The sequence below is a fragment of the Rhodococcus sp. S3 genome, assembly GCF_058211795.1.
Window position 1 is genome coordinate 4,466,235 of record NZ_CM177074.1, and the last position, 16,223, is coordinate 4,482,457.

The following is a 16,223-nucleotide window of genomic DNA, read 5'->3' on the forward strand; positions in this document are numbered from 1 at the left end:
GTGGCGGGCCGCCGGGATGCTCTGCGAGCAGATCGGCGGTACCGGATGCGGATTGCTGACATTTTGCGGAACAAGGGTTCGGCGGTGCACACGGTCGGGCCCGACACCACGGTGTGCGAGCTCATCGGCGACTTCGCGCGGTTCAACATCGGCGCGATGGTGGTGTGCGAGGGCAAGACCGTCGCCGGGATCGTCACCGAACGCGACGTCGTACGCGCCCTCCACGAACGCGGACCGTCGATCCTCGCCGCCCCGGCACACGAACTGATGTCCCGGACGGTGACGACCTGCCTGCCCACCGACTCGGTCGACAGTCTCGCCGAGACGATGACCGAACAACGGATCCGGCACCTGCCGGTCGTGGTGGACGCTCAGCTGGTCGGGATCGTCAGTATCGGCGACGTGGTCAAGAGCCGCATCGACGAACTACAGACCGAACGCGACCAGCTCGCCTCGTACATCCACGATGGTGGATGACCTGTCGTTCCACGACGGCAGCTGAGAACTGATCAGTTCTCGCCGGTCGCGGCGTCGTCGGGAGCGGTGTCCCCGGGGGCACTCTCCTCGGTGGCGCTCGGGCGGTCGAGGATGCTCACGCTCATGCCGTAGGGCAGGAACCGCACCGAGCGTCGCGGGTCGGTGTTGCCCTTGAGCGTGCGCAGCGCGTCGAGTTCGGTGCGATGGACCTGGTCGACGCGGGCCACACCGTCGTCGTCGGTGGTGTAGACGACCCAGACGCCGTCGCCCTTCTCGCCGGTGGTCTCGGGCCGCGGCTGCGTGCGCGTCGGCGCCACCGGCGGCTCGAGGAACGAGAAGATGCGGTCCTTCAGTTCCCGCAGTTCCTCACCGGCTTCCCGCACCACGCGGTCGAGATCTTCGGGATCGAACCCGAACGGATTGTTCTCCGCCATGTCATGTCTCCTGACCGTTGGGCACCCTCCAGTGTGGTGACGGTCGCCGATTCGCGCCACCCGACTCCTCCCCCGCCCTACTGTGCAGCCGAGGGAGGAAGGAGACATCCATGGTGAACGACACGGATCTGCAACACCTGCGGCGGTGCGTCGAACTCGCGGAGGAGGCGGTCGCGGCCGGCGACGAGCCGTTCGGGTCGGTGCTCGTCGACGCGGACGGCACGGTCCTGGCCGAGGACCGCAACCGTATCGCCGGCGGCGACCGCACCCGGCACCCCGAGTTCGCGCTCGCGCGATGGGCGGCCGAACATCTCGAACCCGACCGGCGTGCCACCGCCACCGTCTACACCTCCGGTGAGCACTGCCCGATGTGCGCGGCCGCGCACGGCTGGGTCGGCCTGGGGCGGATCGTCTACGCGGCGTCCTCCGAACAACTCGTCCGGTGGCTGGGTGAGATGGGCGTGCCGGCGGCACCGGTCCGTCCGCTGCCGATCCGCGAGGTCGTGCCGGATGCCGTCGTCGACGGACCCGCGCCCGAACTCGAGCAGGAGATTCGGCTCCTGCACCGTCGCTGCCATCTCGGGGATTAGTCTTCCTGTCCCATCCGGTCTGGTCACCCCCTGGTCAATAGTTGTAACGTGTTCTAGTGTTCGAGGTCACACGAATACGGCCGATACACGAGCACAGCCAGGTGAGGAAGCGACATGACCGACTACGACAAGTTGTTCATCGGCGGCCGATGGGTGGCACCGTCGACCGACGAGAGACTCGAAGTGTTCTCCCCCGCCACGGAAGAGCGCGTCGGTTCCGTGCCCGTCGCGGGACCGCAGGACATCGACGCCGCAGTGTCCGCCGCCCGTACGGCCTTCGACGAAGGTCCGTGGTCGCGCACCACCCCGAGCGAGCGCGCCGAGATCCTCGGCAAGGCAGCAAAGCTCATCGAGGAGCGTCGCGCCGAGATCGGCGCCTCGCTCACCGCGGAGATGGGCCAGCCGCCGGCCTCGGTCGAGATGATGCAGCTGACGTCGGGCCTGGCCACAATCAACTACTATGCGGGGCTTGCCGATTCGTTCCCGTGGGTCGAGGAGCGCACCGGCCTGTTCGGTCGCAGCCGCGTCAGCCGCGAACCAGTCGGCGTCGTCGCCGCCGTCATCGCGTGGAACGTGCCGTTGTTCCTGATGATCAACAAACTCGGACCTGCCCTGCTCGCCGGATGCACGGTGGTCCTCAAGCCCGCTCCCGAATCGCCGCTGACGACGAACGTCCTCGCCGAGATCCTCACGGAGGCAGGACTTCCCGAGGGCGTCCTCTCACTCGTTCCCGGTGGCGCCGAGACCGGCGAGTACCTGGTCTCACACCCCGACGTCGACAAGATCACCTTCACCGGTTCGACGGCCGTGGGTCGTCACATCGGTGAGATCGCCGCGCGCGGACTCAAGCGCTGCTCGCTCGAACTCGGCGGCAAGTCGGCAGCGATCATCCTCGAGGACGCCGACCTCGATTCGACGATGCCGATGCTGGTGATGTCCGGCCTGATGAACACCGGTCAGGCCTGCGTCGGGCAGACCCGCGTCCTCGCGCCGCGGTCGCGCTACGACGAGGTGATCGAGAAGATGACCGCGACCGCGGCCTTCTTCCCCGTCGGACTGCCCGATACCGAAGGCGCACAACTCGGTCCGCTGATCTCCGCGAAGCAGCGCGATCGCGTCGAGTCCTACATCGCCAAGGGCAAGGAGGAAGGCGCGCGTCTCGTGCTCGGTGGTGGTCGTCCCGAGGGCATCGAGACGGGGTACTTCGTCGAACCGACGATCTTCGCCGACGTCGACAACTCCATGACCATCGCCCGTGAGGAAATCTTCGGGCCCGTCATCTGCGTGATCCCCTACGACAGCGTCGACGAGGCCGTGAAGATCGCCAACGACTCCGACTACGGCCTCGCCGGGTCGGTGTACACCACCGATGTCGAGAAGGGTCTCGAGGTCGCGTCACGCGTGCGCACCGGCACGTACGGAATCAACTGGTACGCATTCGATCCGGGTTCGCCGTTCGGCGGCTACAAGAACTCCGGCATCGGCCGCGAGAACGGCCCCGAAGGCGTCGAGGCGTACTGCGAGACCAAGTCGGTGCTGTACCCGCTCGGTTACGAGGGCTGACCCCCAAAAAAAGGGGAGGATATGTGCGTTCTCGTCGGAGAACTCGCACATATCCTCCCCTTTTTCGTGTTTCGGGAGGACGCGACCTCAGATGTACATCGCGGGATCGATGTACGTCGTCGGATCCACGAGCGGTTCGTGCTTCTTGCGGGACCGGACGGTCGCAGGGATACCCGTGGCGATCGAATCCGCCGGCACGTCGTGGGTGACCACGGCGTTGGCGCCGATCGCGCTGTCGTCCCCGATCACCACCGGGCCGAGGACCTTCGCCCCCGCCCCGACGGTGACACGGTTGCCCAGCGTCGGATGACGCTTCTCCTTCGCCAGCGACCGGCCGCCGAGCGTGACGCCGTGGTAGAGCATCACGTCGTCGCCGATCTCGGCCGTCTCACCGATGACCACGCCCATGCCGTGGTCGATGAAGAAGCGCCGGCCGATGGTCGCGCCGGGGTGGATCTCGATGCCGGTGAGGAACCGGGTGAACTGCGCGAGGATCCGCGCGGGTCCCTTCAGGGCGGGCACCTGCCACATCCGGTGCGCGATGCGGTGCGACCAGATCGCGTGCAGCCCCGAATAGACGATGGCGTTCTCCGCGTCGCTGCGCGCGGCCGGGTCGTGGCCGCGCGCCGACTGCAGATCCTCCCGGAGAGTGTGCAGGATCCCCACGACGGCGATCAGTCCCGGATGTGCTCGAAGAGCGGGGTGGAGATGTAGCGCTCGCCGAAGTCGGGAACGACGACGACGATCAGCTTGCCGGCGTTCTCCGGGCGCTTCGCGATCTCGAGTGCGGCCCACACGTTGGCGCCGGCCGAGATGCCGCCGAGGATGCCCTCGTCGGTGCCCAGGCGGCGGGCGACCTCGATGGCGTCGTCGAACTTCACGTCGACGATCTCGTCGTAGATCTCGCGGTCGAGGACCTCGGGCACGAAGTTCGCGCCGATGCCCTGGATCTTGTGCGGGCCGGGCTCACCGCCGGTGAGGATCGGCGAGTCGGCGGGCTCGACACCGACGATCTTCACGTCGGGCTTGCGGGCCTTGAGGGTGCGGCCGACACCGGTGAGCGTGCCACCCGTGCCGATGCCCGCGACGAAGATGTCGACGGCACCGTCGGTGTCGTTCCAGACCTCTTCACCGGTGGTGCGCTCGTGGATCTCCGGGTTGGCCGGGTTGCCGAACTGGCGGGCCAGGATGGCGTTCTCGGTGTTCGCGACGATCTCCTCGGCCTTCGCGACGGCACCCTTCATGCCCTCGGAGCCGGGGGTCAGGACGATCTCGGCGCCGTAGGCGCGGAGCATCACGCGACGCTCGGTCGACATCGTCTCGGGCATCGTGAGGATGACCTTGTAGCCGCGCGCAGCGCCGACCATGGCGAGCGCGATACCGGTGTTGCCGGAGGTGCCCTCGACGATGGTGCCGCCGGGCTTCAGCTCACCGGACTTCTCGGCGGCGTCGATGATCGCGACACCGATGCGGTCCTTGACGCTGTTGGCCGGGTTGTAGAACTCGAGCTTCGCGGCGACGGTGGCGCCGGCCCCCTCGGTCAGACGGTTGAGCTTGACGATCGGGGTGCGCCCGACCAGCTCGGTGACGTTGTCGTAGATCCTGCTCATGCTCGATCCTCCTCATGGCCACATACGGCGGCTCGGGTCGCGGTCTCGGTCTATTGCACCATTTCGCCGTCATCGGACGACTCGGCGGGCCCATCGATGTACGAACGTATCCGTACGCCGTCGTTATTCCCCGGCGAGTCGGCGTGTCGTCGCCCGACCCGGCCTCGACGGGTCGTGCCCGGCGAGATTTCGGACCGGCTCGACCGGGTTTGCCCGGCCACCGAGCACGGGTAGCCGACCATATGAGTCATCACGATCTTCCCGTCCCCGATTACGACGAACTGGCGCCGGGCACGCTCGCGCCGAGGATCCGCGCACTCGACGAAGCACAGTTGACGATCACCCCCCGCTCCGGCACGGTGTCGCCGAACAGACGCCGAAACGCGGAAGACCCTGACTAGACCGAACACCGAACACCGAACACCGACCCGAGCATCCGAGCATCCGAGCATCCGAGCATCCGAGCAAGGAGACGACCGTGGTCGACTTCAACAGAGTCGTGCAGAACGCGAGCCGAGTCGTGGAGAACGCGAACAGGGCGATCGACGACGCCGGTCGCTCGGTGGGCGGATTCGTCCGGCGCGCCGTCGACCGGCCCGTCGACGCTCGGAAACCGCAGACGGTGACCGTCGCGGCTCCGCGCGCACAGGTCATGCAGTTCTGGCGCGATCCCGAGAACCTGAGCAGAGTCTTCGGCGACCACGTCCGGGTGGAGACGGTCGAAGCGAACCGGCTGCGCTGGACCTGGGAGAGCCCCGGCAGGACGACGACCTGGGACACCCGCGTCGACGTCACCTCGGAAGGGCTTGCGTTCGTCGGCGAGGACGACGCGGACACCCCGGGTCCACGCGTGGTCCTCGCGGTGTCCGACGCGCCCCGGGGTAGCACCGAGATGACCCTGCGCGCCGAGGTTCCCGTCCCCGATCTCGTCACCGGTGCCCTGACCTTCACCGCGCTCTACCGTGCGCGGGCCCTCATGCAGACCGGTGAGATCCCCACCCTGCAGGGCAGTCCGAGTGCCCGCGAATCGGAAGGAGACGCGTGATGCGAGCCCTGTGCTGGATGGGTGTGAACGAGTTGTCGGTGGAGACGGTCGACGATCCCGGCCTGGTCAATCCGCACGACGTGATCGTGCGGGTCCGCCTCACCACGACCTGCGGGTCCGACCTCCACTTCCTCGGCGGGTACCTGCCGGGGATGCGGGAGGGCGACGTGATCGGCCACGAGTTCATGGGCGAGATCGTCGACACCGGTCCGGAGGTGACCACCGTGCGGGTCGGCGACCGGGTGGTCGTGCCGTCGTTCATCGGATGCGGAAAATGCCCGTACTGCGCCGACGGCCTGCACGCGGTGTGCGACACCACCAACCCGAACGCTGCGATGCAGCAACCCGTGCTGGGCTATCCCACCGGCGGAATCTACGGCTACACCCACCCCTTCGGCGGGTACCAGGGATCGCACGCCGAGTACATCCGCGTGCCCTTCGGCGACGTCAACTGCTTCCAGATCCCCGACGGCGTAGGCGACGAGCAGGCCCTGTTCCTGTCCGACGCGGTCCCGACCGGCTACATGGGCGCCGACTTCTGCGACATCTCCCCGGGTGACACGGTGGCAGTCTGGGGTGCCGGCGCCGTCGGTCTCATGGCCGCGGCGAGCGCAAGGATCATGGGCGCCGAACGGGTGATCGTGATCGACCGTTTCCGCGACCGCCTCGACCGCGCCGCGAAGAAGGTCGGCGCCGAAACCGTGGACTACACCGAGGTCGACAGCGTCTACGAGACGCTCCGCGAGAGCACCGGCGGACGCGGACCGGACGCCTGTATCGACGCCGTGGGCATGGAGGGTCACGGCACGGGCGTCATGCAGGCCTACGACAAGGTCAAGCAGGCACTGCGGATGGAGAGCGACCGCGCGACCTCCCTGCGCGAGGCGATCCTGTCCTGCGGCAAGGGCGGAGTCGTGTCGGTGCTCGGCATCTACGGTGTCACCGACAAGTTCCCGATGGCGGTGCTGACGAACAAGAGCTTGACCCTGCGGACGGCGCAGCAACACGGCCAGCGGTACGTGCCCACCCTGTTCGAACACGTCCTCGAGAGCAGGTTGGACCCGAGTTGGCTCATGACGCACGACCTTCCGCTCACCGACGCGGTACGCGGCTACGAGATGTTCAAGAACAAGGAGGACGACTGCCTGCGCGCGGTCTTCCGCCCCTAGGTCGTCACCGGTCGGATTTCTTCAATACGAGCGCACGGTCGGCGTCCGACACTGGCGCCATGACGAATTCGGTGAACCCCATCCCCGAGGGATACACCTCCCTCACCCCCTTCCTCGTCGTCGACGGTGCCTCCCGCGCGATCGACTTCTACTGCGACGCGTTCGGAGCGACCGTCGTCGAGCGGATGGACGGCCCCGACGGGACGGTGATGCACGCAGAGCTCGACTTCGACAACGGCCGACTGCAATTGAGCGATCCCCATCCCGGCATCGGCCTGCACGCGCCGAGCGGAACGAACGACGTCGACCATTCGTACGTGCTGTACTGCGCGGACGCCGACGCCGTGTTCGCGCGGGCCGTCGCCCTCGGTGCCCAGGTGTTCGAGGAACCGTCGACCTTCGTCACCGGCGACCGGTTCGCGTCGATCCTCGATCCGTTCGGTCATCGGTGGGCCGTGATGACGCGGGTCGAGAACGTGCCCGCGGAGGAAGCGAAGCGACGGCTCGACGAGTGGGCGGCAACGCAGAACGCGTGAGGTGTAAAGCAGTTGCCCACGGAGCACCCTTCGGTGCACGCTGACTAGGATCTTCCTCCCGGATGTTCCGTACGAGAGCCGGGGGGATCAGTGTTCGACAAGAGGCGTGCGCAGAAGCGATTCGACGACGGCGTGATGGCCCTGGGCTATTTCGTCAAGGGAAGGCGACAGCGCACGGACTTCGCCGTCGCCCGGCAATGCTTTCACGAAGCGCTGGCGATCGACCCCATGATGTGCGACGCATGGCTCGGCCTCGCAACGACCGGTCTCGTGAACGAAGCTGTGATCGAGAATCTCATGCGCACTGCGCACCAGAGTCTCTTCCGGGAACAAACGCGGGCGGGGTTGCGTCCCGGAACATTGTCCGGGTCCTTCCAGGCAGGCAGATTCGCGTCGCATCGTCTCTCGACAGGTCCCGAGATCTGGGCTGCCGCAGCCCAGGCACGTATGGACGCAGGCCACTTTCAGGACGCCTTCGCGCTGCTCGAAACCATGCAGCCTCCCTCACAACTCGCCACTTACATGATGGGGGCCCTGCACTACGAGACCCGCCGATGGACCGATGTGCTGTCCGTTCTGGGTCCTGTCGGAGAGTGGGCCGACGGATACCTCCGCGTCGGAGCGAACGTGATGGTCGGGGTCGCCTGTGCGTTTCTCGGACTCTTCGAAGAAGCCGACCGCCGCCTCCGGTTGGCCGAGAAGTCCGATACTCCGTGGCTCGTTGCGTACGCCATGTACATCCGGGCACTGATCGCACGCGAATCGGGGGACGAGCCGAGAGCACGCACCTTGCTGGAGCGCGTGTACGCCACGCGACCGAACGACGCCGCTTACGCCGAGGCACTACACAACCCCGATCACCGTCTCGCTCTGACCAGCGCGGAACGTATCTCACGACGTACCGACCCCTGGGATCCGGCCACCGAGCCCTCCGGCAGTCGAATCTCCGATGACACCGATCGATCGAAGCGCGCCGAGGCCTGTTCGAGAGCACGTCGCGCACTCGATGCCATGGTCGGCCTCCAGTCCGTCAAGCGGGAAATCGAAAAGCTCACTGCCTCGACTCTTCTCGCGAACGCTCAGAGCGATCACGCTACCGATGTCGTTCGTCCCTCCGCACGCTCACGCCACCTGGTGTTCACCGGGCCTCCCGGAGTCGGCAAGACCGTTGTAGCCCGCGCGCTGGCACAGATGTACTACGGACTCGGCATTCTCGCGACCGACACAGTCGTGGAAGTTGCGCCGAACGACTTCTTCGCGCCCGGATCGGGTTCCCCGGAACTGCTGGCGAGAGAGATCTTCGCAAGCGCAGTCGACGGCGTCCTGTTCATCGACGAGGCGTACTCGCTGTACCACGACGGCTGGATCGGTGGAGACGCAGCCGGAGGCAAGGTGATCGACGGATTACTCGCGACGATGGAGAACAATCGCGACCGCGTGGTGGTCATTGTGGCAGGCTATGAAGATGCCATGACCACTTTTCTGAACCGAAACGAGGGCCTGAAGAGCAGGTTCTCGCGACACATCAGGTTTCCTTCGTACTCTGCGACAGAGCTGGCAGAGATCGCGAACCGGATGGCCGGCGGCGTCTACGGCGCCGATCTGGATCCGTCCGCCGCCACAGAGATCGAACGTATCGCCGCAGTGCTGTGTACGGCGAACGAGACGTCGACCAAGGGCTCTACACGTTCTCTCATCGACCGCGAAGGCAACGCTCGGTTCATCCGCAACCTCCTGGAATCGGCCATCGAAGAGCGGGACCTACGCATCGTCTCGACCTACACCGACTTGAAGGCCCTTTCGGCACAGCAACTCGCACGCATCGAAGAATCGGATGTGAACCGCGCCGTTCGCGAACGCTTTCCCCACGTCATGGAACTCGTGTCGGATTGAACCAGCCGAGGTTGACGACGACCTGCACTGGACCTCTGCCTCGGCAGCGGTCTAGACGTCGAGGTCAGGGCACCACCGGCGCAGCGGCTCCGACGAAGGCCACCATCTCGGAGCCGCCGGGATTGGTCTGGATCGGGATCTGCTTCCAACTGTTCGCCACCCACACGTTCCCGGCCTGGTCGATCGTGATGCCGGTGTTGCGCACGAGGCCGTCGAGTCCGTAGCCGGTGACGGCCGGGGAGATCGGTGCGCCCGTGGCGGTTCCGGGACGGCAGGCGACTGCCCTGCTGCCGCAGAACTGGGAGACGGCCCGGCCGGCGAAGTTCGCAACCCAGATGTTGTCGTTGCCGTCGACGACCACACCCCACGGAACCCGGAGGCCGCCGCGCCTCGGCGGCGGGGCCGTTCGGGGAAGTTCCGAGTACCGGGGCAACTGCCAGCGCGTAAGCCGCTGCCACCGTGGTCTTCTCGCCAAGAACGACGTCCGCCGACGAAGTTGCTCTTCGCTCTGTGCGGTGGCGGGCGCCGCCAGAAGCGCCCAGGCCAGCGCCGTCGCCCCCACCAGTGCCGCACATTTCCGACCGATACGACCCGAACCACGCACGAGACGACCCTCTCGCCGACGGAAAGCAGTTGCAGTGCATCGTCGAACTGCGTCACCGGTCAGCGTGGCACAACCGAGATGTCCACTGTGGACGATTTCCCGGATTTCACCCCACAGACGGCGAATGCCGCCCCCGGGAAACCGGGAGCGGCATTCGTCGTGGTGTACGGACTCAGCCCAGGCGCTGCTTGAGGGCCTCGAACTCGTCGCGGATGCCCGAGGGCACCTTCTCACCGAGGAACTCGAACCACTCGGCGATGCCGTCGATCTCGGACTTCCACTCCTCGACGTCGACCTTGAGGGCCTCGTCGACGTCGGCGGGATCGACATCGAGACCGTCGAGCGTGAGGTCGGCGGCGCTGGGCACGTAGCCGATCGGCGTGGACTGCGCGCCGGCCTTGTGCTCGATACGGTCGACGATCCACTTGAGCACGCGCGAGTTCTCGCCGAAGCCGGGCCACAGGAAGCGGCCGTCGTCGCCGCGACGGAACCAGTTGACGTAGAAGATCTTCGGCAGCTTGTCCTCGTCGGCGTTCTTGCCGAGCGTGATCCAGTGGTTCAGGTAGTCGCCGGCGTTGTAGCCGAGGAAGGGCAGCATCGCCATCGGGTCGCGACGGACGCTACCGACCTTGCCCTCCGCCGCAGCCGTCTGCTCGGACGACAGGGTCGCGCCGAGGAAGGTGCCGTGCTGCCAGTCGAAGGACTCGCTGACGAGGGGCACCGTCGTCTTGCGGCGGCCACCGAACAGGATCGCGGAGATCGGCACACCCTGCGGGTCGTCCCACTCGGGGGCGAGGATCGGGCACTGCGACATCGGGGTGCAGTAGCGCGAGTTCGGGTGCGCGGCGTTGGTGCCGGACTCGGGGGTCCAGTCGTTGCCCAGCCAGTCGGTGAGGTGCGCCGGGGTCTGGCCGCCGATGCCCTCCCACCAGATGTCGCCGTCGTCGGTCTTCGCGACGTTGGTGTAGATGGTGTTGCCGGCCTCGATGGTCGCCATCGCGTTCGGGTTCGAGTCTGCGCTGGTGCCCGGGGCGACGCCGAAGAAGCCGAACTCGGGGTTGACGGCGTAGAGGCGGCCGTCCTTGCCGAAACGCATCCACGCGATGTCGTCGCCGAGGGTCTCGGCACGCCAGCCCGGGATGGTCGGCTGGATCATCGCGAGGTTGGTCTTGCCACAGGCCGACGGGAACGCCGCGGCGATGTAGTAGGCCTTCTCCTCGGGCGAGATCAGCTTGAGGATCAGCATGTGCTCGGCCAGCCAGCCCTCGTCGTGGGCCATGGCCGACGCGATGCGCAGCGAGTAGCACTTCTTGCCGAGCAGGGCGTTGCCGCCGTAGCCGGAACCGAAGCTCCAGATCTCACGGGTCTCGGGGAAGTGGGTGATGTACTTCGTCTCGTTGCACGGCCACGGGACATCCTGCTGGCCGGCCTCGAGCGGCGCACCCACGGAGTGCAGCGCCTTGACGAACGGACGGTCGGTGCCGAGCTTCTCGAGCGCCGCGCTCCCCATGCGGGTCATGATGCGCATCGAGACGACGACGTACTCCGAGTCGGTCAGCTCGACGCCGAGCTTCGGGTCCTCTGCACCGAGCGGGCCCATGCAGAAGGGCACGACGAAGAGGGTGCGTCCGCGCATGCTGCCGCGGTACAGCTCGGTCATCGTGGCGCGCATCTCGTCGGGGTCGACCCAGTTGTTGGTCGGGCCCGCGTCGATCTCGTTCTTCGAGCAGATGAAGGTGCGCGACTCGACGCGTGCGACGTCCGACGGATCGGAATTGGCCAGGAACGAGTTCGGCTTCTTCTCGTCGTTCAGACGCGTGAAGGTGCCGGCCTCGACCAGCTGAGAGGTCAGACGGTCCCATTCCTCATCGGATCCGTCGGCCCATACGACACGATCGGGCTGGGTGAGCTCGGCAATCTCCTGGACCCAGGCAAGCAACTCGGCATGCTGGGTCGGGAGCTTGTCGTCGGTACCGTTCAAACCGGGAATGGTCGCTGAGGTCATCAAAACTCTCCTGGGGTGTGCCCGGAACCGGATCCCACCTTCGACCTGCACGTTCTTCTGTGTGGACGATGGCAGATCCGGGCTTGCCCCTCTCGGCAGGGGTACCACCTACTTCGTCCGTGGCCGAACAGTCGAAGTAGGCGCCGGATGTCCTTTTCATAGAGGTTAACGTCGGAATGCCGACCGGCGTCACTCGGGGCCGGTCGGAAATCTCACAGAAACGATTCAGAACTTGCGCACAATACCGTCCCCTCCCCCTGCTGCGCAGCCGGATATGAATCACTTCGACTCTTCTCCGTGGTGTACGTCGTATCCAAGGCTACCTGTGTCCAGTCGGCTCCACCGACCCGATCCGTCGAGCTCGCGACAGTATTTCCACACGCCGTAGCGGCCGTCGGCCGCGATCACCGACAGGCGGTCGCTGCTGCCGTCGAGATCGGTGTCGGTGGCCACCACCAGGCCGTCACCCCAGTCGCCGCCGACTCCCCAGCGCTCGGTGTCGGCGACGACGGTCTCGGCGGCGCCGTCACCGTCGAGGTCGGTGGTCGGGTCGAGTTCGTCGGCCCAGGCGGCCACCTCGGACGGATCGAAGACCGACGGATCGAACGGATCGGTGAACGGCTGGGGTGCGCCACCCGAGCCGGCGAGTTCGGCCATCGTCTCCCTTTCCGACCCGGGCACGCGCCGGATCGCTCCTATCCGGTTGGACGCACGCGGGGGCCCTGCGGTTCCGGGATGTGGCCGAGTGCCGCCAGGTCGCGTTCGCACGCCGCGATACGGGCACGCCGCTCGCCACGGCGACGGGTGATCTCCGCGTCGATCGCGGCGACGCGTTCGCGCACGCGGGTCGCGTGCCGGTCGCGCGCGGCCACGGCGAGCGCGGTGGACTGCAGCTCCGTCTCGTGGATACGGGTGCGGATCCAGGTGTCGAGTTCCGCGCGCACGGTCGCGAGCTCGTCGGCGATCCACCGGCGCATCCGGTCCCGGTAGGCGATGCGCCTGCGGATCCGCATCAGCCATCCGGCCGCCGGGACCGCGCACGCGATCGCAACCACCAGCGACATCCAGCCCGGCAGGTCCCCGAACGGGGTGAGGAGCAGTCTGCCGAGACCGGCACCTGCCGACGCACCGAAGACCACCGTCAGCGTGTCCTCCATCGACCGCGCGGTCTCCGGTGGGCGGGACGTGCGCGTGGGTTCCGGGGCCGGCGTGCCCGGTGCGATCCGGGCCGTGTCCTCGACGAGCCGCGCGCACAGGTCGTCGACGTGGGCGTCGATCGTCGTGACCACCGCATCCGCGTCCGCGGTCTCGAGCACCTCCACCGCGGCGGTGGACGCCGCCCGCACGCGCATCGCGACCTCCTGCAACAGCGTCACCTGCATCCGGCGCAGGCCGGGACCGGAGGTCGCGGGTGGTGCCGCGGCGGTGAGGCGGGAGCGCTCCGCACGCAGGTCCCCTTCCTCGTCCTCCGCGCTCAGTCGCTCGATCTCCTCCTCGATCATCGGCCGGGTGGCGGCGACGACCGCTGCCCGTGCGCGTCGCGGGTCGTGCGACGAGCGGACCGTCGCGGCCAGGACGTCCCGCAGTTCGACGAGTCCGGACGCGGTGAACAGGGCCTGCCGGACCGCCTCGCTCGTGTCGTCCCGGAGTTCACGTGCCCGCCGCGCGGCCGCGGCGCTCACGGGCAGGACCACGACCCGCGACAGCCAGGACGCGTGCCGCTGCAGGATCTCGACGTCGGCGTCGCGCACCGCACGCCAGTCGGGGAAGCGGTCGATGCCCGTCAACGCACAGACGACCTCGATCGACTCGGCTGCCGCCGCGCGCACGAGGTCCAGTTCGGTGCGGCCGATCGTCGCCGACGGGTCGAGCACCACGAGAGTGACGGCGCGGCCCTCGTCCGTGATGTCCGGCCCGCCCAGATGTCGTAGCTCTGCTGCCAGCGTGCCGGCGCCGGAACCGGGCACTCCGACGACCCGCACGCCGGTCGCGGCCGGCCGGTGCAGTCCCATCCATCCGCGCGGATTCCATCGGCGCAGGACGTCGTCGGCCGGATCCACGAAACCGCTCGGCGGTGTCACTGCGGTCCTGCGGCGACGGACTCCATCGGGCCCAGCCCGATCAGGTCGAGGGTCTGTTCGACGAGTTCGCGCGCCTGCGGTGCCGCCGGGACACCCGCCACGACGCGGGCGAGCTCCTCGTCGCGTAGGCGGCGGACCACGGCCGCACGCGCGGCGAGCGGTTCCGCGAGCCGCGCGTCGTCGTGGACGGCGACCACCTGATGCGGCGGCACGCCCACTGCACACGCGACGGCGGCACACTCTGCGTCATCCGGCTCGCCGGACACCACGAGAACGACGCGGCGGGGATCGACGGCTGCCAGCGCGGCGCGGTCGGCCGGATGGGCGACGGCCGGGTCGAGACGACGGGGCACGACGTAGACGACGAGGTCGGCGTCGAGGACCGGATCGGGGCCGTCCGGCGTGTCCACTGCCACTCCGGCCACGGCCGCGTCTACTTCCCCACCCTCGATTTCGGCCCTCCGGAGCAGCAGTTCACCAACCTGCGCCTCGATCCTCTCCCGGCCGGTCCCGGCCCGCCCCGCGACCTGCACCCGCAGCGCGGCCGTATGCTCGGCCAGCGCCCGGCGAATCAACCGCCCTGCCTGCGCATCCAGTTGTTCGACCTGCGCGGCGAGGTGGTGCCACAACTCCCCCGTCATGATCCCCCGATCGTCGGCGGAGATTGTCGCAGAGAGACCGCTGACAGGCAGCCGAACGAATGCTTCCCTGAGAAAACACTGTGGCCACTCAGGTCACTCCCGCCACACACTCTCGGAATACGCGACAATGGACGGGTGAACGAAGCCGATCAGCACACCACCGAGACGCTCGACGAGCGCCCGACCCGCGGGAACCGCCTGTACCCCAGGGTGACGAGTTTCCGGTCCCGCCGTGGATCGCTGACCGACCCCCAGCAGCAGTGCTGGGACCGTCGTTGGCCCGAACTCGGCAAGGAGGTCGGCGACGAGCCGCTCGACGTCGACGCATGGTTCGGCCGCTCCGCGCCCCTCGTCCTCGAGATCGGATCCGGAACGGGAACCGCCGCGGTCGCCATGGCCCAGGCCGAGCCCGAGGTGAACCTCATCGCCGTGGAGGTCTACAAGCCCGGCATCGCCCAGACACTGCAGAACATCGAACGCAGCTACGACACCGACGCGCCGATCCGGAACCTGCGGATCCTGCGCGGCGACGCCGTCGAGGTGCTCGAGAAGATGCTGACCACCGAGTCGCTCACCGGCGTGCGGGTCTTCTTCCCGGATCCGTGGCCCAAGGCCCGTCACCACAAGCGCCGGCTCTTGCAGGCCCCGACGTTCGCCCTGATCGCCGACCGGTTGAAGCCTGGTGGAGTGCTGCACGTGGCCACCGACCACGCCGATTACGCCGAGGCCATCGCCGAGGTGGGCGATGCCGAACCGCGCCTCGCCCGCTTCACCGGCACCTCCCCGATCAGCCTCGAACGCCCCGTCACCAAGTTCGAGGACAAGGCACACCAGGTGGGTAGCGCGATCAACGAGTTCGTCTGGGGGAAGATCGGAGCATGAGTGTCCATGAAGAGCTTCCCGGCGTGACCGACTCCTCCGCGATCGACGGCGTCGAGCCGGTCCGTAAGGTCCTGCTCGTCTGGGACGCCCCCAACCTCGACATGGGCCTCGGCGCGATCCTCGGCGGCCGGCCCACCGCCGCCTACCGTCCGCGCTTCGACGCGCTCGGCCGGTGGCTGCTCGGGCGCACCGCCGAACTGTCGCGTCTGCACTCCGCGACCCTCGAACCCGAGGCCACGGTGTTCACCAACATCGCCCCCGGCAGCGCGGACGTCGTCCGCCCCTGGGTCGAGGCCCTGCGTAATGTGGGCTTCGCGGTGTTCGCCAAGCCGAAGATCGACGAGGACAGCGATGTCGACTCCGACATGCTGAACCACATCGAGCTGAGGCACCGGGAGGGTCTCGCCGGTGTGATGGTGGCCTCCGCCGACGGGCAGGCGTTCCGTGAACCCCTCGAGCGGCTCGCTCAGGAGGGCATCGCAACCCAGGTGCTCGGTTTCCGCGAGCACGCCAGCTGGGCGGTGACCTCCGAGATCATCGAGTTCCTCGATCTCGAGGACATTCCCGGTGTGTTCCGCGAACCGCTGCCCCGCGTCAGCCTGGAATCGCTGCCCGACGAGGGTGCCTGGCTGCAGCCGTTCCGACCGCTTTCTGCTCTCCTGGTGGGGCGCAAGAGCGTCGCCGAATAGGAGA

At 67.6% G+C, this 16,223-nt stretch carries 17 protein-coding genes; 9 read left to right on the forward strand and 8 right to left on the reverse strand.

Annotation, left to right across the window (positions count from 1 at the left end):
- Positions 1-45 precede the first annotated feature (45 nt).
- Positions 46-477: a CBS domain-containing protein gene (locus AC0LPE_RS20595; RefSeq protein WP_172415080.1), complete on the forward strand. Its 432-nt coding sequence runs from the start codon at positions 46-48 to the stop codon at positions 475-477.
- Between the two features lie 32 nt (positions 478-509).
- Here AC0LPE_RS20595 and AC0LPE_RS20600 read toward each other — a convergent pair whose 3' ends face one another.
- Positions 510-911 (reverse strand): Rv0313 family protein, encoded by a 402-nt coding sequence (locus AC0LPE_RS20600; protein WP_088899662.1) that lies wholly within the window; start codon positions 909-911, stop codon positions 510-512.
- Between the two features lie 110 nt (positions 912-1,021).
- Between AC0LPE_RS20600 and AC0LPE_RS20605 the strand changes: the two genes are divergently transcribed.
- Entirely contained in the window at positions 1,022-1,501 is a 480-nt protein-coding gene (locus AC0LPE_RS20605; RefSeq protein WP_160874109.1) for a nucleoside deaminase, read from the forward strand.
- Positions 1,502-1,615: 114 nt separating this feature from the next.
- On the forward strand, positions 1,616-3,064 hold the full coding sequence (locus AC0LPE_RS20610) for an aldehyde dehydrogenase (protein ID WP_229565878.1): 1,449 nt from the start codon (positions 1,616-1,618) through the stop codon (positions 3,062-3,064).
- 87 nt (positions 3,065-3,151) lie between these two features.
- On the opposite strand, the gene epsC is transcribed toward AC0LPE_RS20610, so the two are convergent.
- Positions 3,152-3,730, reverse strand: a complete 579-nt coding sequence (gene epsC / locus AC0LPE_RS20615; protein ID WP_006552687.1) for a serine O-acetyltransferase EpsC — start codon at positions 3,728-3,730, stop codon at positions 3,152-3,154.
- Between the two features lie 8 nt (positions 3,731-3,738).
- A complete protein-coding gene (gene cysK / locus AC0LPE_RS20620) occupies positions 3,739-4,674 on the reverse strand; it encodes a cysteine synthase A (RefSeq protein ID WP_016694541.1) in 936 nt (311 codons plus the stop codon).
- A 478-nt stretch (positions 4,675-5,152) separates the two neighbouring features.
- Between cysK and AC0LPE_RS20625 the strand changes: the two genes are divergently transcribed.
- From AC0LPE_RS20625 to AC0LPE_RS20640, 4 genes are all read left to right on the forward strand, one after another.
- Positions 5,153-5,719: an SRPBCC family protein gene (locus AC0LPE_RS20625; RefSeq protein WP_490605132.1), complete on the forward strand. Its 567-nt coding sequence runs from the start codon at positions 5,153-5,155 to the stop codon at positions 5,717-5,719.
- Positions 5,719-6,888: a zinc-dependent alcohol dehydrogenase gene (locus AC0LPE_RS20630; protein WP_490606384.1), complete on the forward strand. Its 1,170-nt coding sequence runs from the start codon at positions 5,719-5,721 to the stop codon at positions 6,886-6,888. The genes AC0LPE_RS20625 and AC0LPE_RS20630 overlap by 1 nt, the downstream gene beginning before the upstream one ends.
- Before the next feature lie 59 nt (positions 6,889-6,947).
- On the forward strand, positions 6,948-7,424 hold the full coding sequence (locus AC0LPE_RS20635) for a VOC family protein (RefSeq protein WP_106201231.1): 477 nt from the start codon (positions 6,948-6,950) through the stop codon (positions 7,422-7,424).
- Between the two features lie 90 nt (positions 7,425-7,514).
- Entirely contained in the window at positions 7,515-9,317 is a 1,803-nt protein-coding gene (locus AC0LPE_RS20640; RefSeq protein ID WP_106201230.1) for an AAA family ATPase, read from the forward strand.
- Positions 9,318-9,381: 64 nt separating this feature from the next.
- Here the strand turns inward: AC0LPE_RS20640 and AC0LPE_RS20645 are convergent, their stop codons facing one another.
- From AC0LPE_RS20645 to AC0LPE_RS20665, 5 genes are all read right to left on the reverse strand, one after another.
- Entirely contained in the window at positions 9,382-9,678 is a 297-nt protein-coding gene (locus AC0LPE_RS20645; RefSeq protein WP_106201229.1) for an NHL repeat-containing protein, read from the reverse strand.
- A gap of 415 nt (positions 9,679-10,093) precedes the next feature.
- A complete protein-coding gene (locus AC0LPE_RS20650) occupies positions 10,094-11,926 on the reverse strand; it encodes a phosphoenolpyruvate carboxykinase (GTP) (protein ID WP_160874115.1) in 1,833 nt (610 codons plus the stop codon).
- A 279-nt stretch (positions 11,927-12,205) separates the two neighbouring features.
- Positions 12,206-12,607: a DUF6802 family protein gene (locus AC0LPE_RS20655; RefSeq protein WP_337199616.1), complete on the reverse strand. Its 402-nt coding sequence runs from the start codon at positions 12,605-12,607 to the stop codon at positions 12,206-12,208.
- Positions 12,608-12,621: 14 nt separating this feature from the next.
- Positions 12,622-14,007 (reverse strand): hypothetical protein, encoded by a 1,386-nt coding sequence (locus AC0LPE_RS20660; protein ID WP_490605133.1) that lies wholly within the window; start codon positions 14,005-14,007, stop codon positions 12,622-12,624.
- On the reverse strand, positions 14,004-14,648 hold the full coding sequence (locus tag AC0LPE_RS20665; protein ID WP_490605134.1) for a hypothetical protein: 645 nt from the start codon (positions 14,646-14,648) through the stop codon (positions 14,004-14,006). The genes AC0LPE_RS20660 and AC0LPE_RS20665 overlap by 4 nt, the downstream gene beginning before the upstream one ends.
- 135 nt (positions 14,649-14,783) lie before the next feature.
- On the opposite strand from AC0LPE_RS20665, the gene trmB reads away from it, so the two are divergent.
- Entirely contained in the window at positions 14,784-15,530 is a 747-nt protein-coding gene (gene trmB / locus AC0LPE_RS20670) for a tRNA (guanosine(46)-N7)-methyltransferase TrmB (RefSeq protein ID WP_159417495.1), read from the forward strand.
- Complete coding sequence (locus AC0LPE_RS20675; RefSeq protein ID WP_026061641.1) at positions 15,527-16,219, forward strand: NYN domain-containing protein; 693 nt, start codon at positions 15,527-15,529, stop codon at positions 16,217-16,219. The genes trmB and AC0LPE_RS20675 overlap by 4 nt, the downstream gene beginning before the upstream one ends.
- Positions 16,220-16,223 lie beyond the last annotated feature (4 nt).

What these genes read in the sequence shown, in the direction of transcription:
- AC0LPE_RS20635 (WP_106201231.1), top strand. Translation starts at nt 6,948, where the DNA reads ATGACGAATTCGGTGAACCCCATCCCCGAGGGATACACCTCCCTCACC.
- AC0LPE_RS20610 (WP_229565878.1), top strand. Translation starts at nt 1,616, where the DNA reads ATGACCGACTACGACAAGTTGTTCATCGGCGGCCGATGGGTGGCACCG.
- AC0LPE_RS20595 (WP_172415080.1), top strand. Translation starts at nt 46, where the DNA reads ATGCGGATTGCTGACATTTTGCGGAACAAGGGTTCGGCGGTGCACACG.
- cysK (WP_016694541.1), bottom strand. Translation starts at nt 4,674, where the DNA reads ATGAGCAGGATCTACGACAACGTCACCGAGCTGGTCGGGCGCACCCCG.
- AC0LPE_RS20675 (WP_026061641.1), top strand. Translation starts at nt 15,527, where the DNA reads ATGAGTGTCCATGAAGAGCTTCCCGGCGTGACCGACTCCTCCGCGATC.
- AC0LPE_RS20630 (WP_490606384.1), top strand. Translation starts at nt 5,719, where the DNA reads ATGCGAGCCCTGTGCTGGATGGGTGTGAACGAGTTGTCGGTGGAGACG.
- AC0LPE_RS20600 (WP_088899662.1), bottom strand. Translation starts at nt 911, where the DNA reads ATGGCGGAGAACAATCCGTTCGGGTTCGATCCCGAAGATCTCGACCGC.
- AC0LPE_RS20650 (WP_160874115.1), bottom strand. Translation starts at nt 11,926, where the DNA reads ATGACCTCAGCGACCATTCCCGGTTTGAACGGTACCGACGACAAGCTC.
- AC0LPE_RS20665 (WP_490605134.1), bottom strand. Translation starts at nt 14,648, where the DNA reads ATGACGGGGGAGTTGTGGCACCACCTCGCCGCGCAGGTCGAACAACTG.
- AC0LPE_RS20605 (WP_160874109.1), top strand. Translation starts at nt 1,022, where the DNA reads ATGGTGAACGACACGGATCTGCAACACCTGCGGCGGTGCGTCGAACTC.